Source organism: Bradyrhizobium ottawaense (assembly GCF_002278135.3).
In the GTDB taxonomy this organism is placed as follows: Bacteria; Pseudomonadota; Alphaproteobacteria; order Rhizobiales; family Xanthobacteraceae; genus Bradyrhizobium; species Bradyrhizobium ottawaense.
Genome location: NZ_CP029425.2, coordinates 2,621,155 through 2,645,206, shown reverse-complemented (window position 1 = coordinate 2,645,206; position 24,052 = coordinate 2,621,155). Strand labels below are relative to the sequence as shown.

The 24,052-nt window shown below is 65.6% G+C and carries 19 protein-coding genes; 12 read left to right on the top strand and 7 right to left on the bottom strand.

Annotated elements, in window-relative coordinates; genetic code table 11:
• Positions 1-35 precede the first annotated feature (35 nt).
• Positions 36-725, bottom strand: a complete 690-nt coding sequence (locus CIT37_RS12495; RefSeq protein WP_028143738.1) for a VOC family protein — start codon at positions 723-725, stop codon at positions 36-38.
• Positions 726-870: 145 nt separating this feature from the next.
• Positions 871-1,542 carry a sensor histidine kinase gene (locus tag CIT37_RS12490; RefSeq protein WP_028143739.1) on the bottom strand — a complete coding sequence of 224 codons (672 nt, stop codon included), beginning with the start codon at positions 1,540-1,542 and terminating at the stop codon, positions 871-873.
• Between the two features lie 327 nt (positions 1,543-1,869).
• Between CIT37_RS12490 and CIT37_RS12485 the strand changes: the two genes are divergently transcribed.
• From CIT37_RS12485 to CIT37_RS12475, 3 genes are all read left to right on the top strand, one after another.
• Complete coding sequence (locus CIT37_RS12485) at positions 1,870-4,728, top strand: ATP-binding protein (RefSeq protein WP_028143740.1); 2,859 nt, start codon at positions 1,870-1,872, stop codon at positions 4,726-4,728.
• A gap of 118 nt (positions 4,729-4,846) precedes the next feature.
• Positions 4,847-5,554 carry a hypothetical protein gene (locus tag CIT37_RS12480; RefSeq protein ID WP_038949643.1) on the top strand — a complete coding sequence of 236 codons (708 nt, stop codon included), beginning with the start codon at positions 4,847-4,849 and terminating at the stop codon, positions 5,552-5,554.
• A gap of 190 nt (positions 5,555-5,744) precedes the next feature.
• On the top strand, positions 5,745-6,701 hold the full coding sequence (locus tag CIT37_RS12475; RefSeq protein ID WP_038949644.1) for an alpha/beta fold hydrolase: 957 nt from the start codon (positions 5,745-5,747) through the stop codon (positions 6,699-6,701).
• A gap of 52 nt (positions 6,702-6,753) precedes the next feature.
• On the opposite strand, the gene CIT37_RS12470 is transcribed toward CIT37_RS12475, so the two are convergent.
• On the bottom strand, positions 6,754-9,636 hold the full coding sequence (locus CIT37_RS12470) for an ATP-binding protein (RefSeq protein WP_095427003.1): 2,883 nt from the start codon (positions 9,634-9,636) through the stop codon (positions 6,754-6,756).
• A 355-nt stretch (positions 9,637-9,991) separates the two neighbouring features.
• Between CIT37_RS12470 and CIT37_RS12465 the strand changes: the two genes are divergently transcribed.
• On the top strand, positions 9,992-10,978 hold the full coding sequence (locus CIT37_RS12465) for a helix-turn-helix domain-containing protein (RefSeq protein WP_161966380.1): 987 nt from the start codon (positions 9,992-9,994) through the stop codon (positions 10,976-10,978).
• A gap of 24 nt (positions 10,979-11,002) precedes the next feature.
• Here the strand turns inward: CIT37_RS12465 and CIT37_RS12460 are convergent, their stop codons facing one another.
• Positions 11,003-13,324, bottom strand: coding sequence for a molybdopterin guanine dinucleotide-containing S/N-oxide reductase (locus CIT37_RS12460; protein ID WP_095427038.1), 2,322 nt, complete (start codon positions 13,322-13,324; stop codon positions 11,003-11,005).
• A gap of 203 nt (positions 13,325-13,527) precedes the next feature.
• Between CIT37_RS12460 and CIT37_RS12455 the strand changes: the two genes are divergently transcribed.
• The gene (locus CIT37_RS12455) at positions 13,528-13,878 is read left to right on the top strand and encodes a RidA family protein (RefSeq protein ID WP_095427000.1); all 351 of its coding nucleotides are present in this window, start codon (positions 13,528-13,530) and stop codon (positions 13,876-13,878) included.
• 156 nt (positions 13,879-14,034) lie between these two features.
• On the opposite strand, the gene CIT37_RS12450 is transcribed toward CIT37_RS12455, so the two are convergent.
• Together CIT37_RS12450 and CIT37_RS12445 are read right to left on the bottom strand one after the other, a co-directional pair.
• A complete protein-coding gene (locus CIT37_RS12450; protein ID WP_131233148.1) occupies positions 14,035-14,346 on the bottom strand; it encodes a hypothetical protein in 312 nt (103 codons plus the stop codon).
• Positions 14,343-14,537 carry a hypothetical protein gene (locus CIT37_RS12445; protein ID WP_038973239.1) on the bottom strand — a complete coding sequence of 65 codons (195 nt, stop codon included), beginning with the start codon at positions 14,535-14,537 and terminating at the stop codon, positions 14,343-14,345. The genes CIT37_RS12450 and CIT37_RS12445 overlap by 4 nt, the downstream gene beginning before the upstream one ends.
• A gap of 87 nt (positions 14,538-14,624) precedes the next feature.
• On the opposite strand from CIT37_RS12445, the gene CIT37_RS12440 reads away from it, so the two are divergent.
• Positions 14,625-15,140 (top strand): YciE/YciF ferroxidase family protein, encoded by a 516-nt coding sequence (locus tag CIT37_RS12440; RefSeq protein WP_038973240.1) that lies wholly within the window; start codon positions 14,625-14,627, stop codon positions 15,138-15,140.
• 86 nt (positions 15,141-15,226) lie between these two features.
• On the opposite strand, the gene CIT37_RS12435 is transcribed toward CIT37_RS12440, so the two are convergent.
• Complete coding sequence (locus CIT37_RS12435; protein ID WP_028143757.1) at positions 15,227-16,084, bottom strand: SDR family oxidoreductase; 858 nt, start codon at positions 16,082-16,084, stop codon at positions 15,227-15,229.
• A gap of 233 nt (positions 16,085-16,317) precedes the next feature.
• Here CIT37_RS12435 and CIT37_RS12430 point away from each other — a divergent pair, with 233 nt between their 5' ends.
• The 6 genes from CIT37_RS12430 to CIT37_RS12405 all read left to right on the top strand — a co-directional run bounded on the left by CIT37_RS12430 (position 16,318) and on the right by CIT37_RS12405 (position 24,052).
• The gene (locus CIT37_RS12430; protein WP_028143758.1) at positions 16,318-17,568 is read left to right on the top strand and encodes an ABC transporter substrate-binding protein; all 1,251 of its coding nucleotides are present in this window, start codon (positions 16,318-16,320) and stop codon (positions 17,566-17,568) included.
• A gap of 125 nt (positions 17,569-17,693) precedes the next feature.
• On the top strand, positions 17,694-18,521 hold the full coding sequence (locus CIT37_RS12425) for a helix-turn-helix transcriptional regulator (protein ID WP_028143759.1): 828 nt from the start codon (positions 17,694-17,696) through the stop codon (positions 18,519-18,521).
• A 458-nt stretch (positions 18,522-18,979) separates the two neighbouring features.
• The gene (locus tag CIT37_RS12420) at positions 18,980-19,990 is read left to right on the top strand and encodes a branched-chain amino acid ABC transporter permease (RefSeq protein WP_095426999.1); all 1,011 of its coding nucleotides are present in this window, start codon (positions 18,980-18,982) and stop codon (positions 19,988-19,990) included.
• Position 19,991: 1 nt separating this feature from the next.
• Positions 19,992-21,074 carry a branched-chain amino acid ABC transporter permease gene (locus CIT37_RS12415; RefSeq protein WP_038973241.1) on the top strand — a complete coding sequence of 361 codons (1,083 nt, stop codon included), beginning with the start codon at positions 19,992-19,994 and terminating at the stop codon, positions 21,072-21,074.
• Positions 21,067-21,849: an ABC transporter ATP-binding protein gene (locus CIT37_RS12410; RefSeq protein WP_028143762.1), complete on the top strand. Its 783-nt coding sequence runs from the start codon at positions 21,067-21,069 to the stop codon at positions 21,847-21,849. The genes CIT37_RS12415 and CIT37_RS12410 overlap by 8 nt, the downstream gene beginning before the upstream one ends.
• Positions 21,842-24,052 (top strand): ABC transporter permease, encoded by a 2,211-nt coding sequence (locus CIT37_RS12405; RefSeq protein WP_095426998.1) that lies wholly within the window; start codon positions 21,842-21,844, stop codon positions 24,050-24,052. Before CIT37_RS12410 ends, CIT37_RS12405 begins: the two co-directional genes overlap by 8 nt.

Below are 24,052 nucleotides of genomic sequence, written 5' to 3'. Positions count from 1 at the left end.
TGTCGGCTAAAGTCGGAGATGCCTTTCGCGGCAGCTCAAGTCGGCAACGGCTGGCCGGCCTGCTCGCGGACGATGTAGTCGGCGTACCATTCCGCCCAGTTCTCGTCGTGCCCGCCGGTCCGCGCCTCATGCTCGCCATGCGCCAGCGCCGCGCGACGCAGCGCTGCGGCCAGATCGGTCGCTGAGGCGAATGCCGTACCGTCGCCTGCGATGCGTCCGGGCAATCGTGTCGTGACTTCCTGGAACAGCCAGCCATTGCCGTCGGGATCGCTGAACGCGGCGAATGAAGCATAGCTGCCGCGCTTCGGGTCAGCACCACTGACTCGAACGCTGCCGAACAGATAGGGCTCGTCAGGCCCGGCATGAACGTCGCCGGCACCGTGGAACGGCGCGCTGACTTCGACGCCGCGGTCGAGCAGATCCTGTCGTGCCGCCTCGAGATCGGAGACGACCAGATACAGGCCGCGCGCCGAGCCGGGCGCTGCCGCCGTGACGTTCCTGCCGAAGATCACCGAACAGGCCGAGCCCGGCGGCGTGAACTGGATCACGCGCCAGTCGTCGCCTGACGTGAAATCGGCATCCAGTCGCCAGCCGAGTCGCGCATAGAACGCCTTGGCGCGGTCGACATCGGACACCGGGATCACGAGGACCTCGAGCTTCATATCGACGCCGCGAGATGTCGAGGGCTTGGTTTCAGCTTCGCGATTGATCTCGATCACAGCCATGTCCAACTCCTTGTTTCAAGCCGCGGGCCCGGAATCGACACCCGCTCTGAACGTCAGGACTGTCGCGCAAACGACAGACCTTTGCCCGTTATGGAGTGTTAGGGTCCGCTAGCCGTTGTGAGGCAGGGGGAAGCTTCCCCCGCGGTCACGCCGCAGCAATCGGCATCACGATCGTGACCCGGGTGCCGCCCTCCCCCGCCTCGCCCTGCAGCCGCGCATGGATGCTGCGTGCGAGCCCTTCGAGAATCCGGCTACCGGTGCCCTGGAGCGGACCGGTCGCGCCGATGCCGTTGTCGGCCACCGTGCAGAGCCAGGCGCCGCCGCGCCGGGCCAGGCCGATGCGGATCAACGCACCATTCTTGCTCGGGAAAGCATGCTTTGCCGCATTCGTGACCAGCTCCGTCAGCATCAGCGCGAGCCGATGACGCTGCGCCGCCGGCAATGAGCCGCTTTCGATCGCAGCCTCGCAGCGGATACCTGCCGGTTCCAGCACAGCCTCGGAGATCGCCTCGCACAGGCTTTCGAAGAAGGCCGCTGTGGAGACGACCGGCAGATCGTCATGATCAGACAAGAGTTGATAGAGCCTGCCGAAGGCGACGATGCGCCGCTCGAGCCGGTCCACCGCCAGCGACATATCGCCCCTGCCCGCGCGCGTGAAATCGCGACGGACTGACGCACCCAGCAGCGTCAGCGTGTTCTTCATGCGATGGTGGGATTCCCGCAGCACGAGCTCCCAATCACGCGACTGATCATCGAGACCAGGTACAAATTGAGATCGAACGACGTGGTCGTTCGGCCGAGCGCCGATCGCGGACATCATAGCCTCCCGTTGAAAATTGCGTCTAACTCGAAGGCCATACTGGATGCTGTTTGCGCCCGTTGCTCGTTAGACGTTGCAAGATTCTGTTATGATCACCGTCGCGACGACCGAGATCCAGATCCGCCATCGCGGTCCAGCGCATTGCCGGATTGTCCCGATCGCTCGCTAGACCATTCGCGTTTAAGTTAGATTTGCGACGCTCCTCGCGCATCGGCCGATTGCGATGATCGCCACGCGATTTCGCCACTTTCAGCCAGTTTACTGGACGTCTCGTTCTGTTAGACCAAGACTGCACTTCAGCATTTTCACTGGAATTATTGGCCCGTGCCGGACACTAACGAGCAAGATTCGGTCATTGCCTTCGGACCATTCCGCTTGTTCGCGAAGTCGCGGCTGCTCGAGAAGGACGGCGTCCCGCTTCACCTCGGCGGCCGTGCGCTCGACATCCTCATTTTTCTCGCCGAGCGTGCGGGTGAGGTCGTTGACAAGCGGGAGCTGATCAAGCGCATCTGGGCCGACGTGAATGTCGACGAAGGCAGCCTGCGTTTCCACATCACGACGTTGCGCAAGGCCTTGAACGACAAGGCCTTGAACGATGCCGGCGAAGGCTCCCGCTACGTGATCAACGTCCCCGGACGCGGCTATTGCTTCGCGGCCCCGCTGCTCCGGGCTGCGCCTTCGGAGAGCCGGACCAGCCCGCCCGACGCTTCGCTCCGCTCGCTGCCCGCGCCGCTCGCGAAGATGATCGGGCGGGACGATGCGGTCGAGAAGATCTCGGCCGAGCTTGCCCAGCATCGCTTCGTCACAATCGTCGGCCCGGGCGGGATCGGCAAGACGTCGGTGGCACTTGCCGTCGCGCATCGCGAGCTTGCCGGCTTCGATGACCAGGTGTGCTTCGTCGATTTCGGCGCGTTGACGGATGTCCGGCTGGTTCCCGGCACGATTGCGGCCGCACTGGGCCTGACCGTCAACGCCGACGATCCCGTGCCGAGCCTGCTGACGGTCCTGCGCAGCCGGCGCATGCTGCTGGTGTTCGACAGTTGCGAGCATATCCTCGATGAGCTCGCCCCTCTGGCCGAGCGCATGGTCCGCGAGGCGCCGAAGCTGCATATTCTGGCCACCAGCCGCGAATCCTTTCGCACCGAAGGTGAGCGCGTCCACCGGCTGTTTCCGCTGGATTGCCCGCCGCAGCGCGAAGGCCTCGGCATCGCCGACATCCTTGCCTATCCCGCAAGCCAGCTCTTCGTGGAACGCATTGCCGAGAGCCTGAGCGAATTCGAGCTCACCGAGGAGGATGCGCCGCTCGTTGCCGAGATCTGCCGGCGGCTGGACGGCATTGCCCTGGCAATCGAGCTCGCGGCCGGACGCGTCAACGCCTATGGCATTGCCGGGACCGCATCGCTGCTGGACAGCCGCTTCTCGCTGCTGTGGCGGGGACGGCGCACCGCGATTCCGCGGCACCAGACCCTGAGCGCAGCGCTTGCCTGGAGCTACGATTTGCTGCCGCCGGCCGAGAGCGCGACCCTGCGCGGCTTGTCGGTATTCGTCGGGCCGTTCACGCTGGAAGCCGCGCTTGCGGTCGCATCCTGCCAGGGCATCAGCGAGGGCGAAGGTGTGGAAGCCATTTCGAACCTGCTCTCTAAATCCCTGATCGCGACCTCGCCGGCGGAGCGGCGGTTGCGCTATCGCCTGCTCGACACCACCCGGGCCTTCATGGCGGACAAGCTCGTCGAGAATGGCGAAGCGGACCGCGTCGCGCGCGCCCACGCCGAATATTTCCGCGATTTCCTGCGCGACATTGCGCTGAAATCCACGGGCATGCAGAGCGCGGGCGGCTTCCTTCCCTATGCCGACCATGTGCCCAATGTCCGGGCCGCGCTGACCTTCAGCTTTTCGGACGGCGGCGACCGGACGATCGGCGTGGATCTGGCGGCCTCGGCGGCGCAGTTCTTCCTCGAACTGACATTGCTGACGGAATGCTACCGATGGACCCAGCAGGCGCTGGCGTCCCTCGACACCAGCGCGGTGGACAGCCGTCAGGAAATGACCTTGCAGGCCGCGCTCGGCGTCTCCGTGATGTTCACGCGAGGCAATACGGAAGCGGTCCGGTCGGCCTTCACGCGCAGTCTCGAGCTCGCCCGGCAGCTCAATGACCTGCACTGGCAGCTCTGGCTGCTGCGCGGATTGCACATCTACCTGACCAGGGTCGGAGATTTCCACGGTGCGCTCGGGACCGGCGAACAGGGCGAGGACGTTGCGCGCAAACTGAATGATTCCGCCGCCACGCTGAACGTGGATTGGATGCTCGGCGTCGCGCATCATCTGATCGGCAACCAGGACAAGGCGGTTCGGTTCTGCGAAAGCGCGATGGTGCACAATCCCGGCTCGCAACGGCTGAATATCGGGCATCTCGGCTATGACGACCGCATCGTCGCGCTGGTTGCGCTGGCGCGCGGGCTCTGGCTCACGGGCCGGCCCGAGCGAGCGGTCGAGGTGGCCAGATACACCGTTCGCGAGGCCGAGTTGCTCGAGCAGCCGCTCACCCTCGGCATCTCCCTGATCTGGACGATCTATGTGTTCCTCTGGGTCGGCGACTGGGCCAGTGCCGAAATCCTGATCGAGCGGCTGATCGACCATTCCGCGCGGCACTTCCTCGGCCCCTATCACGCGGTCGGCATCGGCCAGAAGGGCGAGCTGCTGCTGCGCCGGGGCGACGTCGCGGGGGGTATCGAGCACCTCCGCCGCAGTCAGGCTACGTTGTACGCCACACGGCACCGCATCATGACAACGGTGTTCGCGACGGCGCTCGCGGAGGGTCTCGCCTCCCAGAACCAGCCCGACGAGGCCTTGCAGACGATCAACGAGGCGATCGCCCAGATTCCCGATCATGGCGAATCCTTCGACATGCCAGAGATGCTCAGGATCAAGGGTGACATCCTCGCCGGGTCGGGCAACGCTGTGGAGGCCGAGAGTACCTTGCGCAGATCGCTCGATCTGTCCCGGCGTCAATCCGCGGTCGGCTGGGAGCTTCGCGGGGCGATCAGCCTCGCCCGCATCTGGGAGCAGGCCGGCAAGGCCGCTGACGTCCGCGCTTTGCTCAACCCCCTCGTTGCGCGCTACCAGGAGGGCCTCCAGACCCGCGATCTGATCGCTGCCAGGGAGCTGCTGGGCACCCTGAATTGAGAGTATCTTCAACGAGATACTGCCATGCTGCCCGCTCGCAACTCCTAACAACTTCTAACACGCCAAGCCGCATGCGCCCCGCCATGGTGGAGACACTGCACGGTGGATGTGGCGGGACATGGCGCTTCTTGACGATGTAATCGATGCCAGCGGCGGAATGGCCCGCTGGAACAGCTTGAGCCGGTTCACGCTCCACCTTTCCGTTGGCGGGACGCTGTTCTCCAGTGCCGGCCATGCCCGGGAATTCAAGGATGTGACCGCTGAAGGCTCGACCCGGACGCAATCGGTGCGCTTCACCGGCATCACCGGGGGTGAGCACTCCGGCTCCTTTCAACCGGATGCGATCACGATCGAGAGCCTGGATGGTGAGGTCCTGCGGTCCTGGCGTGACCCGAGCCTTGCATTCTCCGAGGTCGATCCACCTGCGCTTGCCGATGAACTGCATCTCGTCTTCTTCTGCGGCGTCGCGATCTGGAGTTATCTGACGATTCCATTCCTGCTTGCCCACCCCGATGTCGTGATCGAGGAGCTGTCGCCCTGGCAGGAGAATGCCGAAACCTGGCGGCGGCTGCGGGCACGATTCCCGGCTCACCTGATGACGCTCGCGCCCGAGCAGATATTCTATTTCGACGAGAGCGCCCTGCAGCGGCGGACAGATCACGATCTCTTCGGGATGAAGGTCGCACATTCTTCCTGGGCTCATGACAACTTCGGCGGCATCCTGGTGCCGACACTTCGGCGCGCGCAGACATTGCGGCCCGATGGAACCGTGATTGCCAAGCCGGTGCTGATGGACGTCGAGATCTTCGACGCCGTCTTCGAATAGCGGCGACACCTGATATCGCCGCTCTCAACGTCTAACATTACATAACGAGCCAACGGCCCGCCTCGAGCGCAGATTGGGTTCGCGAGCAACGCACGACGTGCTCGAACGAAACCCGGGCGACGCATCCACAAGCGTGGAATGCGTCGCAGCACTTTCCGCAAACCCTCGCGCCACGTGCAAGAGCAATGACATGAGCATTCCAGCCACACTCGCCCTCTCGGCCGCAATGGCCTGCGCCGTCGTGCAAGCCTCAGCGCAGGAATTGCGCTCGAGCCGGCGCTCGATCAGCTATCACAGCGTCGATGTTCGTGACCTCAAGATATTCTACCGCGAAGCTGGGCCAGCCGACGCCCCGACCGTGCTGCTGCTGCACGGCTTTCCGTCCTCGTCGCGGATGTGGGAGCCCCTGCTGCCGCTGCTCGCCGACAAATATCACGTGATCGCACCGGACTATCCCGGCTTCGGCAACAGCAGCGCGCCGCCGCCGTCCGATTTCACCTATACGTTCGACAACATCGCCGGCGTGATGAACGAGCTTACGGTGAAGCTCGGTCTTGGCAACTACGTCCTGTTCATGCAGGACTATGGCGGCCCGGTCGGCTTCCGCATGGCGCTGGCGCATCCCGAACGTGTCCGCGGGATCATCATCCAGAATGCCGTGTCGCACGAGCAGGGCTTGAGCCCGCTCTGGGAGGCGCGTCGCAGATATTGGGCCGATCCGGCCCACGAGCTCGAGGCGCTCAAGGCCAATTTCACCTCGCTGGCGGCAACGCGCCAGCGGCATCTCGGCTCCAGCCCGCACCCCGAACGCTACGACCCCGATAGCTGGACCGACGAATACGCCTTCCTGACCCGTCCGGGACAGGCCGAGATCCAGACCACGCTGTTCCTGGATTACCGGACCAACGTCGCCTCCTATCCGGAATGGCAGGAATGGTTGCGCAAGACCCGGCCGCCAACGCTGGTGGTCTGGGGCAAATACGATCCGTCCTTCGCGGTCGCCGGCGCGTCGGCCTATCGCGACGACGTTCCGGATGCGCAGGTTCACATCCTGGAAGCGGGCCATTTCGCGCTGGATGAAGCCACCGACGAAATCGCTGCGCTCGTTCGCGGCTTCCTTGCGCGACTGGACGGGCACAAGGGCTGACAGCAACCCGCGGGGCGGATCGCTACGGAGGCGCCGCCGCTGTTCGGCTTGATCAGGGGGAAGGCGGATTCAGCATGAGCCGTGCGGCCTTGAGATCGGCGGTCTCGAACCCTTCGGAGAACCGCGTGTACGTCTTGGCGAGCTGTTCGCGCGGATCTCGTACACCCTGCCGCTCGCGTAGCCGCGCCAGCGACATCTCGGTGCGCAGCCGCCAGGACAGCGCGCCCTGTTGCTCGGCGAGCTCTGCCGACGCAACAAGGCTAGCCTCGGCCGCGTCGAGCTTTCCGCTCTGCGCCTCGAGCTCTCCGCGCAGACGGAGCAGCTCCGGCATGTCGAAGGCGCCGCCTTCCTGCTCGACGCGGTCGATGGTTTCGTGAAGGACCTGAGCGCCTTCCGCCAAGCGCCCCAACGAGACCAGTCCGGAAGACAGATCCGCGGCGAACGCCGACATATAGAGCTCGTAGCGATCCGCGTGCAGACGCGGAAGCGCGCTCCGCAACAGGTCGATGCCGCCAATGGCCTCGCCGTGGGCAATCATGGTCTGCGCCCGAAAGCCGGTCGCAACGGCTTCGTAGGGGACGAGCCCGTGCATGCCCGCATGCGTGGCCAGCCGAGCGCTCATGGTCTCGACGGCGGACCAGTCGCCGACCCAACCGAACACCGAGGCGGACCAGCACAGCGCGATACAATGCATGACCACGTCGCGCGGCGCTGATGCGCCGACGAGCGGGAGGACGCATTCGAGCGCGCGATCGGGATAGCCGCGCAGCCACAACACGCGCGCGAGCGGAATTTGCGGCGTACGCGAATAGGCGAAATGTCCCGGTTGGGTGCCCCGCAGCGCGGCGTCGTCGCGCATGCCCTCGTCGAGATGAGCTTGCGCCTCGGCCTGGTCGCCGGCGAGGTGATAGGACACGCCGAGAAGCGCCTTGCTGCCCGCAATGCCCGCGGTATCGCCGATCAGGCGCGCGATCCGCTCGGCGTGACGCGCTGTCGGCACCAGATGCCGGTAGCCGCCGGTCCGGCGGTAGAACATGTTCAGTCGCGACAGCAGCCTGAACGTGTTGGCATGGTCGCCGAGCGCCTGCGCGATCTCCAGCCCGCGCCTGAGCGCCGCTTCCGCCTGCTCGCTGTTGCGCTCGGTGAACATGAAGGCGTGGCCGAGCGTCGACTGGAGCTCGAGCTCCCATCGGCCGCCACGATCGGCGTCGTCGAGCATCGCGAGTGCGCGATCGGACCAGATGCGCGCCTCGTTCAGCAAATTGAGCTCGACGAACAGCCCCGTGCAACTGCCGGCAAGCGGCACGCGCAAATCGGCGCCGTCATCATGGGCGTAGCTCCAGGCCAGCGCCGCGCGGGAATCGGCGAGCAGACCCGCGCGCTCCTGCGAGCGGGACACCTGGCCGCTGCCGCCCTGCGCCCTCAGGCCGGCTTCGAGCGTGCGTTGAACGTAACAGGCGTGACGGCGCGCGATAGTGTTGGCCTCACCGCCATCCGCCAGCTTCTGCATGGCATAGGCACGCGTGGCATCCAGCAGGCGATAGCGCCGCGATGCGCCGTCCGGCTGCGAGGACACCAGCGACTTGGCCACGAGCTGCTCCAGCGCCTCGATGACGCGATCCTCCGGCGTTGCCTCCTCGGCCGCCACCGCTATGGCGCCCTTCAGGGTGAAGTGACCTGCGAAGACGGCGAGCCGCAGAAACACGATGCGCTCGTTCTCGCCGATCAGGCCGAAACTCCAGTCGAGCGTGGCACCGAGCGTCTGCTGCCGCGGCGGCGCCGTTCGCCGCCCGCGCCATTCGAGCTGCAGACGGCTGTCGAGCAGCGCCGCCATCTCGCGCAGCCCGTAGAGACCGACGCGCGCGGCGGCAAGTTCGATCGCGAGCGCGATGCCATCGAGCTTGCGGCAGATCTGCACCAGGATTTCCGCATCCTCGTCCGTGAGGTCGTCGCGATGCCCCGCCGCACTGGCGCGGTCGACGAACAGACGCGCCGCGGGATAACCCAGCACCTCGCCGGCGCTGAGGCGCGCGCCCTGCGGCGGGCCCGGCAGCGGAGCGAGCTCGAAAATCTGCTCGCCAGCCACCGACAGCTGCTCGCGGCTGGTGGCGAGGATGGCGACGCCGGGCGCCTCGCGGTGGATGTCTTCCGCGAGACGTGCGACTGCGTCGATGACGTGCTCGCAGCTATCGAGAACGAGAAGCAGCCGCCGCCCGCGCAGGAAATTGACGATGCTGCCACTCGGATCGTTGTGATGCACGACGAGGCCAAGCGCGGCGGCAACCGTGCTCGCTACCAATGCGGCATCCTTGAGCGGACCGAATTCGAGGAAATGAACCTTGCCCTCGAACCTGTCGCACAGGTCATGCGCGAGCGCGACCGCAATGGTGGTCTTGCCGATGCCGCCTGGCCCGCGCAGCGTGATGAAACGATCGCGGAGCAAGCGCGGCGCCAATTCGGCCACGATTTCGTCCCGTCCGACCATCCGGTCCAGGCGATGCGGCAGAGACGGTGACAGCGTCACCTTTCCGGCCGGCCGCGACGTGAGTGCGGGCGGCTCGGCGCGCGTGCCACGCTGCACCGGCGCGACGAAGCAATAACCCCGGCTCGGGATGTTGGTGATGTAGCGGACACCGTCCTTGCCGTCGCCGAGCGCCTTGCGCAGCTCCGCGACATGAACCCGCAAGGAGATCTCCTCGACCGAGAGGCCGGACCACGCGTAGCTGAGAATCTCGTTCTTTGGCACCACCTCGCCGGCACGGCTGACGAGCAGGCGCAGAATATCCGTCGCGCGGCTGCCGAGCTTGACCGGCACACCGTCCTTCTCCAGCAGCCGCGACCGCAGCGAGAACGGCCCGAACGTGACGGCATCGAGATCGAGGATCGTTCCGGCGCCGCCGCTGCGGGGGCCATGTCCTGCCGAGAGGTCGGTCACATCTTGCTCATCTTGACGGCGGCTTCCTCGAAACGCGCAGGGACTATACCCGGCACCGACGCGAGGTCCAGCGAAGGCCCTGTGTGGATCTCACACCGGCACGTCGATCGCCACGCGATGCTCCGTGAGGTCCCCTCAAACAGGGCAGCCGGGTAAATCTCCGACAAATTGGACTTAATCAAACGTCTGCGGCGGGCTGTCGCACCCGATGCACACGCACAAAATCTAACAGATCCTAATCACCACTAACGGGCGTCCTGGCCAGCTCACGCCTATCCTCCGAGCATGGAAAGCATTGGGTTTGCGCGTTTGCCGGTCACCAGCAAACAGCGGCAGAGCCAGGAGAGGACGAACGATGTCGAACAATTTGCACGCGGCGCATGCCTGGATCGATTTTCCAGCCGGCTCGCGGGATCACGAGGTTATTCGCCCCACGCAGGTGATCGCCCGGGAGAGCCAATGGCGTCAGATCGATCGCACTCCGGACGGCGCGACCGAGGACATCACGATCTCGCGATGGGAGGACTCGCGGAGCAGCTCGTCGCACGAAACGACGACGCCGGACGATCGCTATTTCATCGGCATCGCCCTGAAGACCACGCGCGCGAAGCTGACACGGGACCGTCAGATCATTTTCGACGGCACCATGCCTGCAGGGACGCTCTATGTCACCGCTCCGTCGAAATCTCTCGGCGTGCAGTTCCAGTCGCCATGCGCCTTCCTGCACGTCCACATCTCCACGGATCATCTTCCGGCGCATGTCGTTGCGGCCGACGGGCTCAATGACCTCGTGCTGCTCCGCGATCCGCTCGCCGCCGAGCTTGCCAAGGCGCTGATCGAGCAGAATGATGCCAGAGACCGGCATTTCACGCAGTGCATCGGCCAGACCCTGGCGATGCATCTCACCCGGATGGAGCTGCCGCGCGTCAGGGTCAATGCCTTGCCGAAATGGCGGCTGCGGCGTGTCGAGCAATATATCGCCGATCATTTCCACCGCTGCATCAGCCTGTCCGAGCTCGCCAACGTCGCCGGCCTGTCCCGGATGCATTTCGCGGCACAATTCCGCGCCGCGACCGGTTACCGTCCGCGCGAATATCTGCTCAATCACCGGACCGAGCAGGCGAAGACGCTGCTTGCAACCACCGAGCGGCCATTGGCGGAGATCGCGCTTGCCGTGGGCTTCAGCACACAGGCGCATTTCTCGACCGTGTTCAAGCGCATCAGCGGCGAATCACCGGCACGCTGGCGTCTCGCCAGCAGGGGCGAGCGGCTCGAGGTCGAAGCGCCGCTGCGGCGGCGTCCTTCCCCGCAGATCGGCTGGATCGCCAGCGCCGCGGCGTAGTGCAGCGTCGGGCGCACGTGAGGGCTACACCGGATCGAATGCGCGGATCGGCGGCAGATTGCCGGTGAACTTCTCCACCTCGACCACCGTCAGCTGCCCGGTGCAGCCTTGCGCGAACGACGAGGTCCCGATGTCGCGGGTGAGCACGTTCGGATTGCCGTGAACGCAGAGCGGCGCCTCGTCTTTGGGGTCCATCGGATCGTACCAGGCGCCGGTCGGAAGCTGCACCACGCCGGGCGCGATGCCGTCGGTGACGTGGACCGCGGCGAGGCACGCACCGCGATCGTTGAACAGGCGGATGATGTCGCCGTCCTTGATGCCACGCGCGTTCGCATCGCGCGGGTTCATCCGCGCGACCTCGCGGCCGCGATGTTTGGCGGCAAGCGAGTGCCCGCCGAAATCGAGCTGGCTGTGCAGGCGCGTCACCGGCTGGTTGGCGACGAGGAAGCACGGCGCCCCTGGCTTGGGCATGTCGGTCTTGTCGAGCCACACCGGATGTCCCGGACAATCCGCATCGTTGTGCCCGGCGATCTTGGCCGAAAATATCTCGATGCGCCCGCTCGGCGTCGGCAGCGCGTGATTGACGGGATCCTCATGGAAGCGGCGCAGCCGGCCGCCGTCATCGGGCTGCTGCGGCACGACCAGGCTGCCGCGCGCCCAGAACTCGTCGAAGCGAGGGGCCTCCAGGCCGCGCTTGGCGAGCGAGGCGCGGGTCGGCTCGTAGAGATGCTCCAGCCATTGCCGCGAGGTGCGGCCCTCGGTGAAGGGTTCGCGGGCCCCCAAACGGTCGGCGAGATCGGCGAAGATATCGTAATCGTCGCGCGCAAGGCCGAACGGCTCGGCGATCTGGTGCATGGCGACCATCAAGGGATCGTTGGTGGAATAGCCGATGTCCTCGCGCTCGAGCGTCATCGTCGACGGCAGCACGATGTCGGCATGCCGGGCGGTGGCGGTCCAGGCAAGCTCATGCACGACGAACGTATCGAGTTTCGCAAAAGCCTTGCGCAGGCGGTTGATATCCTGGTGGTGATGGAAGGGATTACCGCCGGCCCAGTAGACCATGCGGATGTCCGGATAGGTCCGCGTCTCGCCATTGTAGCGATAGGTGCTGCCCGGCTTGAGCAGCATGTCGGCGATGCGCGCCACGGGAATGAAATCGGCGACGCCGTTGCGGCCCTGGCCCAGCGTCGGCCCCGGCACGTCGTTGACGCGGCGGCCGTAATAGCCGATCGCTCCGAGCGAATAGGCGTATCCGCCGCCGGGAAGGCCGATCTGGCCGAGCGCCGCCGCCAGCACCATGCCCATCCACACCGGCTGCTCGCCATGCTCGGCGCGCTGCAGCGAATGCGAGACGGTGATCAGCGCGCGCTTTCCGGCGAGCCGGCGCGCGAGCTTGCGGATCATATCCGCCTCGACGCCTGAGATCGCGGCGGCCCAGTCGGCATGCTTGGCCTGCCCGTCGCTCTCGCCAGTGAGGTAGCGCAGGAAGACCGGCCAACCCTCGGTGTAACGATCGAGGAAGGCCTGATCGTGCAGACCTTCGCTGACCAGCGTGTGAACGATGCCGAGCATCAGCGCGGTATCGGTGCCGGGCACGCAGCTCATCCATTCGGCACCGGCTTCCACCGGCAGATCGTCACGCAGCGGGCTGACCAGGATGAAGTCGCAGCCGCGCCGGCTCGCCGCTGCCATCGCGCCGCGCTCGACGTGCTTGCTGATGGAGCCGCCGGCCACCATTGAGTTCTTCAGCGCCATGCCGCCGAAGGCCAGCACGATGTCGGTGGTCTCGGCGATCTGCTCCCAGGTGACATTGCGCTTGGTGATGTCCTCGTAACCCGCCAGAATCTGCGGCAGCAGCACCGAGGACGCGCCGGAGGAATAGGTGTTGACCGAGCGCACATAGCCGCCCATCGCGATGTTGAGGAAGCGATGCACCTGGCTCTGGGCGTGATGAAAGCGGCCGGCGCTCGACCAGCCATAGGAGCCGCCGAACACGGCGCCAGGCCCGCGCGTATCGCGGATGCGCGACAGCTCGTCGCCGAGGAGGTCAAGCGCCTTCTCCCAGCTCACGGAGACGAATTCGTCGCGGCCGCGGCGATCGTCGGGGCCCGGCCCGCGCTCGAGCCAGCCGCGGCGGATCGCCGGCTGGGAAATGCGCGCCTGATGGCGGAGCGCGCCGGGGAAATTGTCGATGATGCCGTTCGGATCGGGGTCGCCCGCATAGGCCCTGACCTCCAGCCCGGCCGCGCCCTGACGCGCGGAAAACACGCCCCAATGCGAGGTGTGCGGCTTGAAGCCGTCCGACAGGTCGAGCCCGGGATCGGGGAAGCCAATCGTATCGTCCATCATCTGATCCTTGTTCCGGTACGTGGCGGCAGTATACCGATCCCAGCCGGGATGTCGCCGAGATCAGCGCCGACAGAAACGCCGGGCTGTCGTGCGCAAGCCCGGGCTGGCAACCGTCGCCAGACCATGCGGCGGCGATTCACAGGACAATGCGCCGAAAATTTGCGATATGCCGCTCCTCTCACAGCGACAACGGACACCTCATGATCAAACGCCATTTGCCGTACGAAGGTCTGCTCCACGAAGTGGTCGAGCACAATGGCGTGCTTTACATCGGCGGCATCGTCCCGGAGGACACCAGCCTCGATATGTCGGGCCAGGCCAAGGACGTCCTCACTCAACTGACGCAGCTCTTGAAGACGCTCGGATCCGACCCAGCCAACGTCTTGCAGGTGACGATCTACATGACAGATCTCAAGGAGAAGGCTGAGTTCAACGCGGTCTGGAAATCGCACTTCGCAGAAGTTCATCTGCCGGCTCGCGCCGCAATCGGCGTGGCCGATCTCGGTCCGGGTGTCAAACTCGAGATGACCGCCATAGCTGCCGCGCAATAGTGCGGCCAAGGGATTCGCTGCTTGCTGCGTCGACGACGCGAGAGGATCCCGTCATCTCCAATCGCCAGTGCTTCGCGGTCCGTCATCGCGCCATGACTCCGTCATCGCACGATGACACAATGCGCGGTCACGGGGCGCGTCCGATTTGGAACGGCATCACTCACCTGCGCAGCAATCCACCAACAGCTGCCAGATCCGCTGCGCCTCGCGTCTCTCGTGGCTCTCCGTCACCTTATCGGCGCCGGACTGACCATAGCCGGCGATGGTGCGCGCTTCACGCGGCGCGATCCACCGTTCCGAGATCGGGTCGTACCATTTTCCGATGTTCATCTCAGTCACGGCGATCGACTCACAAATTTTCCAACCGTCGAGCGATGCACCTCCCGCGGCCTCATGCGGACCATTCGGCGGCGCGTCGCTCAATTTACCAATCGGCGGCGCGTGTGTTGGTTCCAGTCGCTGCATCATCCCGGCCGGGCCGGATGAAGCGTACGCGGGTGCCGCTCGTGCAACAGCCGCGCGAGCTCCTCGCGCTCGGGCTCGCGCCCCTTCATAGCCGTCTCGAACAGTGCTTCCTGGATGTCGCGAGGCATGTCGCCCCACACGTCCATCGCCGCGCGGCCGAGCAAGCCCGCAAGATGATCAATTCCGTCGCTCATTCGGCCCTCCTGGTCTGCACACAGGAATGGAACAGCTGCGGCCGCGCAGCGTTCCAGTGTCATCATTGTGAAAAGGAGGCGTCTTTTATGGGATTCTTCACCAAGGACATCAAATCGATGGAAGACCTGCTGCTGCACGGGCTGCAGGACATCTATTACGCGGAGCAGCAGATCCTGAAGGCGCTGCCGAAGATGATCGACAAGGCGACCAACAGGGATCTCGTCGCCGGCCTGAAGGCTCATCTGGACGAGACCAACAAGCAGGTGGAACGGCTCAACAAGGTGTTCGCCAAGCTCGACAAGGAGCCCAGCGGCACGCAGTGCCCCGCCATCGACGGCCTCATCGAGGAAGCCGACGCGACCGCCGGCGAGATCGAGGACAAGGCCGTGCTCGATGCCGCGATCGTGGCCAACGCGCAGGCCGTCGAGCACTACGAGATGTGCCGCTACGGCACGCTGATCGCCTGGGCGCAGGAGCTCGGCCACGACGACATCGTGCGCTTCCTCACGACCAATTTGAACGAAGAGAAGGCCGCCAACACCAAGCTGAACACGGTGGCGCTCCGCAAGGGCGTCAACGCCAAGGCGTCCAACGCCGCCTGATCGATCTGCTGGCCAGGACGTGGCAGCCCGGCCTCCGGCGCCGCCACGATCCTCGTGCTCTCAAGACGCTGACGAGGCACCTTCAATCAGATGAACGGCTTCCCGCCGGTGACGGCCAAGGTGGCCCCCGAGGTGAAGCTCGAGAGCGGATCGGCCAGCATGACATAGGCGGTCGCGAGCTCGGCCGGCTGGCCGGCGCGCTGCATCGGGACCTGCTTGCCGAAATTCTTGACCCTTTCCTCCGACATCGTCGACGGGATCAGCGGCGTCCAGATCGGCCCCGGAGCCACGGCGTTGACCCGAATGCCTTTCTCGGCCAGCATCTGCGCCAGCCCACCCGTGAAATTCTGGATGGCGCCCTTGGTCGTGGCGTAAGCCAGCAAGGTCGGGTTCGGCATGTCGGAGTTCACCGACGCCGTGTTGATGATCGCAGCGCCCGGCCGCATGTGAGGCACGGCGGCCTTGGTCAGATAGAACATGGCGTGGATGTTGGTCTCGAACGTGCGCTGCCACTCCTCGTCGCTGATGTCGGCGATGTCCTTGAACGTGGCCTGGTGGGCGGCATTGTTGACGAGGATATCGATCCCACCGAGCTCCTCGACGGTGCGACGCACGATGGACCGGCAGTGCTCGGGATTGCTGATGTCGCCGGGAATCAGGATCGCCTTGCGTCCCGCTTGCTCCACCAGCGCCTTGACCTCGGCTGCATCCTCGTCCTCGTTCAGATAGGAGATGACGATGTCCGCGCCCTCACGGGCATAGGCGATCGCGACCGCTCGGCCGATGCCGCTGTCACCACCGGTGATGAGCGCCTTCTTTCCGGCCAAACGTCCTGAGCCTCTGTAGCTCTCCTCGCCATGATCGGGGCGTGGATTCATCGCACCCGTCGAACCAGGCATCGGCTGCTGTTGCGAAGGATAAGGCGGCTTGGGGTATTCGATCATGGACAGCTCCAGCAATTCGCTCCGCTAACGGAGCCCCGCCCGAAGCGTTCCTGTGACAGCCTGTTGCACCGCGGAACCATTTGCGCCGCACCATTCAAAAATGAGACTGCCCGTCAAACCAAAGGAGGCGCTAACGGATGCACCGCATCCGACTTCGGTTAGCTTTCCCATCAAAGTCGCGGGCCTTTCGAGAGCCACGCGGCGACAAAAGACGACACACAGGGAGGAGCACAATGTCGAAATGCAGTGTGGGACTGCTCGCGCTGAGCAGCTTGTTTCTTTCAAGCGCAGCGATCGCCCAGGAAAAGATCAAGGTGGGCGTGACCGCAACCCTCGAAGGCACCTACACGGTGCTCGGCGAGGACGGCATGCGCGGCCACCAGACGGCACTCAACGTCCTCGGCAAGAAGGTCGGCGACAAGGAGCTCGAATTCATCGTCGCCTCGACCGACGCAACGCCGGACAGCGCGGTGCGCGCCGTGCGCAAGCTGATCGAGCAGGACAAGGTGCAGATCCTGCTGTCGCCGCTCTCCGGCGACGAAGGCATCGCGGTGAAGAACTTCGCAAAGACCCATCCGGAGCTGACCTTCATCAACGCAGCCTCCGGCGCGCAGGAAACCACTTATGTCGATCCTGCCCCGAACTTCTTCCGCTACAACATGGACGGCGCGCAGTGGCAGGTCGGCCTCGGCAAATACGCCTTTGAGGACAAGAAGTATCGCAAGATCGCGACCGTCGGCGAGGACTATTCCTTCATCTACACCCAGGTGTTCGGCCTCGTGCTCGAGTTCTGCGGCGCCGGCGGACAGGTCACCAACCGGCAATGGGTGCCGCTCGGCACCAAGGATTTCGCCTCGGTCATCGCCGCACTGCCCGACGACGTCGACGCGATCTATCTCGGGCTTGGCGGCGCCGATGCCGTCAACTTCCTCAACCAGTACCAGCAGGCCGGCGGCAAGGCGCATCTGATGGGCGGTTCCATCATGATCGACCAGACCATCCTGTCGTCGAAGGGCAACGCCAAGAACGCCCTGGTCGGCACCATCGCGGCGAGCGGCCAGGCCGATACCTGGGAGGATCCGGGCTGGCAGAAATTCGTGAAGGCCTATCAGGACGCCTTCCCGCCGAACAAGCGCTTCCCGAGCCCGTCACTGCTCGCCACCAACTATTACGGCTCGACCATGGCCCTGATCCTGGCGCTGCGTGAGGTCAATGGCGATCTCTCCAACAACCAGGCCAAGTACAAGGAAGCCCTCGCCAAAATCGAAATCGATGCGCCGAACGGCAAGATCAAGCTCGACTCCAACCGGCAGGCGATCGGCACCAACTTCGTCACCGAAGTCGTCGATGACGGCAAGGGCGCGCTGTTCAGCAAGGTCGTGAAGGTGATCCCGAACGTGAACCAGACGCTCGGCTACGATCCGGCCGTCTTCTCCAAGATCGGGCTGCCGAGCCGCACCGTGCCGGAATGTAAGAAATACTGACGCATCACCTCCGCGATGCACAACCCGGGGAGCGACTTGCTGACGCGGTCGCTCTCCGCTCTTGCAATCTCGTCGGCGTTGTTGAACGCTGAGCGAAAAGACAAGAACATTCGGGAGGGGAAGGCATGAGCCGTGCGCTCGCCGTCTTCCACGGCCGGTTCGGCCGGGCGACGGTTTATCAGTTGAACCGCCCTTTCAATATCCACGCCCATCGTGAAGGTCATCTGATCTTCCATGTTGGCGGCATGCCGGCATGCATCGACGTCTCCGAGGGACACCACGATCTCAACGAGACGTCCGTCGTCGCGGTCAATCCCTGGGAGCCGCATAATTTCCTGCCCGCCGATCTCGACGGCGGCGCGATCTTCTTCGTGCTCTATGTCAATGCCGAATGGTTTGCACCCGATGCCTCCGGCACCCACCGGATGCGTTTCGGCCGCACCCAGTTCCGGCGCACGCCGGCGCTGGACAAGCACATCAGGCGGACGGCCGCGCTCGTGTGCGGCGCACCATCGCTCTCCAGCCTCGATTCCGAGCTGCGGCGGCTGATCGACATCTGCTACGACGAAAGCTGGCAGCAGGCCGAGATCGCGCGCGATCCACGCGCAAACGGCTCCGTCACCGATTTCCGCGTGCGCAAATGCATCAAGATGATGTCGGAGAGCCCCGGCGCCGAGATCGAGCTCGATACGATCGCGCGGGAATCCGGACTGTCGCGACCGCATTTCTACCGGCTGTTCCGCGTCCAGACCGGCGTGACGCCGAACCTCTATCTCAACACGCTGATCATGGAACATGCGCTCGAAGCGCTGGTGGCAAGCGAGACTCCGATCGCCGATATCGGCTTCGATCTCGGCTTCTCCTCGCAGAGCGGCTTCACCCGCTTCTTCGCCGCCAATGTGGGAATGGCCCCGACCGATTATCGACGCGCAGCCAAGATTTTGCGCGCCTGAGAGCGGGCCACGAAAAGATACTCACGATCAAACGTCGCCCTCGCAGCCCCGCTAGGATGCGGGCAACGCGATCCCGAAAGAGGGTCGCGAGTCCAGGGAGGACGTGCGTCCATGGCAGGGCCAGCAGCAGCCGGCAACGGCTTGCATGCCCCCTCGCCCCGCTTGCAGGGAGAGGGTTGGGGTGAACCCGCGTGCTCGGCGCGACCTCTCTCCGCACGCGCGAGCGCAATCGCACACGATCTCCTGGAGCCGCCTGAACAAGCGCCTCCTCCTTCGAGACGATCGCTGCGCGGTCTCCTCAGGATGAGGCTAATCGGCATCGACCCCGCTGAAATTGCTGCCGCATACTCTGCCCTCATCCTGAGGAGCCCGCCAAAGCGGGCGTCTCGAAGGATGGGCCGCGGAAAATCCGCTTACGATATGCCATTGCCCCGCCGCAAGCGATACGAGGCGAGAGCATGAGCCGCTTCGTCGAACGCCATCCGGCCTGGGCGCTGATCTCGATCATTGCCATTGCCGTCGGGCTGTGGCTGGTCTTCGCGGTCTGGCCGCCGGGCCTGGAAGAGGCCATCGGCCGCAAGCGCGTCTTCCTCAACGCGGTCTTCAACGGCATCACGCTCGGCGGACTCTACTTCCTCGTCGCCAGCGGCTTCACGCTGATCTTCGGCCTGATGCGCAACGTCAACCTCGCGCACGGCTCGCTCTATCTGTTCGGCGGCTATGTCGGCTACGCCGTCAGCACGGCGACCGGCTCCTGGCTGCTCAGCTTCATCGTCGCCTTCATCCTCACCGCCCTGGTCGGCGTCCTGCTCCAGTTGATCGTGTTCCGCCGGATGGAGGGACAGGACCTCAGGCAGACCATGGTGACGATCGGGCTTTCGATCGTGTTCGCCGATCTCATGCTGTGGGCCTGTGGCGGCGACTTCTACCAGATCCAGACGCCGAACTGGCTGATCGGCCCCATCGAGCTGCCGCTGGTCACGGCGATCAAATCCTCGGGCGAGCCGGTCTATCTCCGATATCCCCTGGTGCGGCTGGTGATCTTCGCCGCCTCCGTCGTGATCGGCGTGGCGATGTGGCTCGCGCTCAATCGCACCCGCGCCGGCATGATCATCCGCGCCGGCGTCGACGACCGCGATATCCTCGCCGCGACCGGGGTGCGCATCCAGCTCGTCTTCGTGGCGGTGTTCGCGTTCGGCGCAGGACTTGCCGGCATCGCCGGCGTCGTCGGCGGCACCTTCCAGTCATTATCCCCGGGCGAGGACATCCGCTTCCTGCTCGCCTCCCTCGTCGTCGTGATCGTGGGCGGCATGGGCTCGATCCCCGGCGCGGCGCTCGGCGCGCTGATCATCGGCCTCGCCGAACAGCTCGGCTCGGTCTACATCCCGACCTATGCCATCGTCGTGACCTTCCTGATCATGGTGCTGGTGTTGGCGATCCGGCCGCAAGGCCTGTTGGCGAGGCGCTGACATGTCGCTCGCCCACGATGCCCGCGTTACCGTTCGCCCCGCCGATGTTGCGCAGCGCCCGGCGCGGACATGGCCGGAGATCAACAATCCCGCCGCCTGGATCGTCGCGATCATTCTCCTGATCATGCCGTTGATCGCGAGCGGCTTCTTCCTGATCGAGATCTTCGCGACCACGCTGATTCTCGGCATCATGGCGCTCAGCCTGATGTTCCTTGCCGGCTATGGCGGCATGGTCAGCCTGATGCAGCTCACCATCGCGGGCTTCTCCGCCTACATGGTCGCCGTGTTCGGCGTCAGCGGCAACGCCAATATCAGCCTGGGCTGGCCGTGGTGGCTCGCGGTCCCCATGGCGCTGGCGCTGGCGACCGCCTTCGGCACGCTCGGCGGCGCGCTCGCGGTGCGCACCGAAGGCATCTACACCATCATGATCACGCTCGCGATCGGAGCGGCCTTCTACTATTTCACCAACCAGAACTGGGCGATTTTCAACGGCCATACCGGCATCAACACCGTGGCGACGCCGCACTTCTGGGGCGTGAACTGGCGCGCCGACATTCCCTTCTACTATATCGTGCTCGCGGTTGCCGCGCTGTGCTATTTCGCCGTCGAATATCTTTCGCGCGCCCCGTTCGGCCTCGCCCTTCAGGGCGTGCGCGACAATCCCAGGCGCATGGCGGCGCTCGGCTTCAACGTCAATGCGCACCGCGTCGCCGCCTATGCCTTCGCCTCCTTCGTGGCCGCCCTCGCCGGCGTCCTCCAGGTCTGGAACTACCGCCAGATCTCGCCGGGCTCGGTCAGCGTCGGGGCCTGCATCGACGTGCTGATCATCGCCGTCGTCGGCGGCATCACGCGTCCGATCGGTCCCTTCATCGGCGCGCTGATCTTCGTGCTGCTGCGCACCTTCGCGCTCGACTTCCTTGTCAGGCTCGGCCTCGACGGCAACCGCTTCCGCCTGCTGATCGGTCTCGGTTTCCTCGCCATCGTGTTCTGGTCCTCGGACGGCGTCATCGGCCTGTGGCAGCGCTGGCGCCAGAGCCGGCGTCCTGCCGCAAATCGACCGGGCGGAGGACGCGGCCATGGATAGCGTCGCCCAACGCCTCTCGGCCGTCGGCGCCGGCGCCGCGCTGGAGCTGCGCGGCGTGACGCGGTTGTTCGGCGCGCTCGCGGCGCTGACCGACGTCACCATCACCGTGCGGCCCGGCGAACGCCGCGCCGTGCTCGGCTCCAACGGCGCCGGCAAGACCACGTTGTTCAACTGCATCACCGGCGACTTCGCGCCCTCCTCCGGCACGATCCGCTTCTTCGGCGAGGACGTCACGCATTTCCCGCCCTATGAACGCATCCGCCGCGGGCTGCGCCGGACCTACCAGATCTCGGCCTTGTTTCCCGGCCTCACCGTGCAGGACAATGTCTATCTCGCCTGCCGCGGCGTCTCGCGCGGACGCTTCTCGTTGCTGCGGCCGGGACAGAACGATGCCCTGATGCATGCGGCCGACAACCTCGTCCAGGCCGTGCATCTGGCCGCCGTGAAAGACCAGCGCGTGGCGGAGCTCGCGCACGGCCAGCAGCGCCAGCTCGAGATCGCGCTCGCGCTCGCCGGCGCCCCGCGCTTCGTCCTGTTCGACGAGCCGGCCGCGGGCCTGTCGCCGACCGAACGGGCCGAGCTGATCGAGATCCTGACCTCGCTGCCGGCGCATATCGGCTACATCATCATCGAGCACGACATGGACGTCGCCTTGCGCGTCGTCGAGAGCGTCACGATGATGCACAACGGCCGCATCTTCAAGGAGGGCCTGCCGGAGGAGATCCAGTCCGACCCCGAGGTGCAGGAGCTTTATCTCGGAGGCGGCCATGAATGAGGCCCGTCGCTCCGCCGCCGGGCTCGAGGTCCGCGGGCTCGACGTCTATTACGGGCACTCGCACGCGCTGCAAAGCGTCGACCTCACGCTCGAGAGCGGCGTGTTCTCCGTCGTCGGCCGCAACGGCATGGGCAAGACCACGCTGTGCAAGGCGATCATGGGGCTGGTCGGCGTCAGCGGCGGGTCGATCCGTGTCCGCGGCGCGGACATCACAAGGCGGCCGCCCGCCCAGATCGCCCGGCTCGGCGTCGGCTACGTACCGCAGGGGCGCCGCCTGTGGCGCTCGCTCAGCGTCGACGAGCATTTGCGGCTGGCCGGCGGCATGCGCTCCGGCGCCTGGACGGTCGAGCGCATCTACGACACCTTCCCGCGCCTTGCCGAGCGAAGGGATCACGGCGGCGGCCAGCTCTCCGGCGGCGAGCAGCAGATGCTGGCGATCTCGCGCGCGCTGCTCACCAATCCGCATTTGCTGATCATGGACGAGCCGACCGAGGGACTTGCGCCCGTCATCGTGGCGCAGGTCGAGGAGATGCTGCTGCGGCTCGGTGAGGACGGCGACATGTCCGTGCTCGTGATCGAGCAGAATATCGGCGTCGCCACCGCGGTCTCGCGCAACGTCGCCATCATGGTCAACGGCCGCATCAATCGCATCATCGACTCCGCGCGGCTCGCCGCCGACCGCGAGCTCCAGCAACGCCTGCTCGGCGTCGGGCTTCACGCCGAGCTCGAGCCGGATCTCGACATCCCCCCATCCGGCCCGGACGCCAAACCGGCGCCGGCGCCACGCCGCGACGGGCCGATCCGCATCTACGTCTCCAATCCGACACTGCCGACGCGGTGGTCGCAGCCGGTGCCGATCGCCCGCATCGAGGCCGCAGCCCGCACGCTCTCGACGCAAATCGCGCGGCTCGACGAGACGGCAAGGCGCAAGCGCGAGCCGATGGCGGCGCAGACCGCGGGCCCGCCTGTCGTCCTGGTCGTCGGCACGCTCGACACCAAGGGCCTCGAGCTGCGCTTCATCCGCGACATCATCGCCGAAACCGGCCTGCGTACGCGGCTGGTCGACGTCTCGACCAGCGGCAAGCATTCCAGCTGCGATGTCTCCGCGCAGGAGATCGCCCTCAACCACGGCCGCGGCGGTGCCGCGGTATTCGGCCCCGACCGCGGCGCGGCCGTGACCGCGATGGCCGATGCGTTCGCGAGCTGGCTACGGCGCCAGGGCAATGTCGTCGGCGTGATCACGGCGGGCGGGTCGGGCGCGGCGTCGCTGGTTGCCCCCGGGATGCGCGCGCTTCCGGTCGGCGTCCCGAAGCTGATCATCTCCTCCGTCGCATCCGGCGATGTCGGGCCCTATGTCGGCCCGGCCGACATCACCATGATGCACTCGGTCACCGACGTGCAGGGCTTGAACTCGATCTCGCGCGCGGTGCTGGCCAACGGCGCCCATGCGCTTGCCGGCATGGTCAAGGCGCGGCTGGATGCGCGCGCCGCGACGGCACGGGAGGCTGGCGGCCTGCCTTCGGTCGGCATCACCATGTTCGGCGTGACGACGCCGGCGGTGCAGAAGATCGCCGCCGAGCTGCGCGACGATGTCGAGTGCCTGGTCTTCCATGCCACCGGCGTCGGCGGCCGTTCCATGGAGAAACTCGTCGAGTCCGGCCAGCTCGCCGGCATCATCGACCTCACCACGACGGAGGTCTGCGATCTCCTGATGGGCGGCGTGTTTCCCGCAACCGAGGACCGCTTCGGTGCGATCATCCGCACGCGTATCCCCTATGTCGGCTCGGTCGGCGCACTCGACATGGTCAATTTCGGCGCGCCCGACACCATTCCCGAGCGCTACCGCGGCCGCAAATTCCACGTCCACAATCCGCAAGTGACGTTGATGCGGACGAACGTGGAAGAGAACGAGCGCGTCGGCCGCTGGATCGGCGAGCGGCTCAACCAGATGGACGGCCCGGTGCGCTTCTTCCTGCCCGAGGGCGGCGTCTCCGCGCTCGATGCGCGGGGCCAGCCGTTCTGGGATCCGGACGCCGATGCCGCGCTGTTCCGCACGCTGGAGCGCACCGTGCGGCAGACCGGCCATCGCCAGCTCATCCGCACGCCCAAGAACATCAACGATCCCGATTTCGCCGCCGCCATCGTCGGTGCGTTCCGAACCCTGTTCGGCCGCACGGGCACGCGGCGGAGACTAGCGAGGTGA

Excerpts from the sequence above, each read along its gene's own strand:
- CIT37_RS12495 (WP_028143738.1), bottom strand. The coding sequence starts at position 725 with ATGGCTGTGATCGAGATCAATCGCGAAGCTGAAACCAAGCCCTCGACA.
- CIT37_RS12490 (WP_028143739.1), bottom strand. The coding sequence starts at position 1,542 with ATGTCCGCGATCGGCGCTCGGCCGAACGACCACGTCGTTCGATCTCAA.
- CIT37_RS12480 (WP_038949643.1), top strand. The coding sequence starts at position 4,847 with ATGGCGCTTCTTGACGATGTAATCGATGCCAGCGGCGGAATGGCCCGC.
- CIT37_RS12475 (WP_038949644.1), top strand. The coding sequence starts at position 5,745 with ATGAGCATTCCAGCCACACTCGCCCTCTCGGCCGCAATGGCCTGCGCC.
- CIT37_RS12465 (WP_161966380.1), top strand. The coding sequence starts at position 9,992 with ATGTCGAACAATTTGCACGCGGCGCATGCCTGGATCGATTTTCCAGCC.
- CIT37_RS12460 (WP_095427038.1), bottom strand. The coding sequence starts at position 13,324 with ATGGACGATACGATTGGCTTCCCCGATCCCGGGCTCGACCTGTCGGAC.
- CIT37_RS12455 (WP_095427000.1), top strand. The coding sequence starts at position 13,528 with ATGATCAAACGCCATTTGCCGTACGAAGGTCTGCTCCACGAAGTGGTC.
- CIT37_RS12450 (WP_131233148.1), bottom strand. The coding sequence starts at position 14,346 with ATGATGCAGCGACTGGAACCAACACACGCGCCGCCGATTGGTAAATTG.
- CIT37_RS12445 (WP_038973239.1), bottom strand. The coding sequence starts at position 14,537 with ATGAGCGACGGAATTGATCATCTTGCGGGCTTGCTCGGCCGCGCGGCG.
- CIT37_RS12440 (WP_038973240.1), top strand. The coding sequence starts at position 14,625 with ATGGGATTCTTCACCAAGGACATCAAATCGATGGAAGACCTGCTGCTG.
- CIT37_RS12435 (WP_028143757.1), bottom strand. The coding sequence starts at position 16,084 with ATGATCGAATACCCCAAGCCGCCTTATCCTTCGCAACAGCAGCCGATG.
- CIT37_RS12430 (WP_028143758.1), top strand. The coding sequence starts at position 16,318 with ATGTCGAAATGCAGTGTGGGACTGCTCGCGCTGAGCAGCTTGTTTCTT.
- CIT37_RS12425 (WP_028143759.1), top strand. The coding sequence starts at position 17,694 with ATGAGCCGTGCGCTCGCCGTCTTCCACGGCCGGTTCGGCCGGGCGACG.
- CIT37_RS12420 (WP_095426999.1), top strand. The coding sequence starts at position 18,980 with ATGAGCCGCTTCGTCGAACGCCATCCGGCCTGGGCGCTGATCTCGATC.
- CIT37_RS12415 (WP_038973241.1), top strand. The coding sequence starts at position 19,992 with ATGTCGCTCGCCCACGATGCCCGCGTTACCGTTCGCCCCGCCGATGTT.
- CIT37_RS12410 (WP_028143762.1), top strand. The coding sequence starts at position 21,067 with ATGGATAGCGTCGCCCAACGCCTCTCGGCCGTCGGCGCCGGCGCCGCG.
- CIT37_RS12405 (WP_095426998.1), top strand. The coding sequence starts at position 21,842 with ATGAATGAGGCCCGTCGCTCCGCCGCCGGGCTCGAGGTCCGCGGGCTC.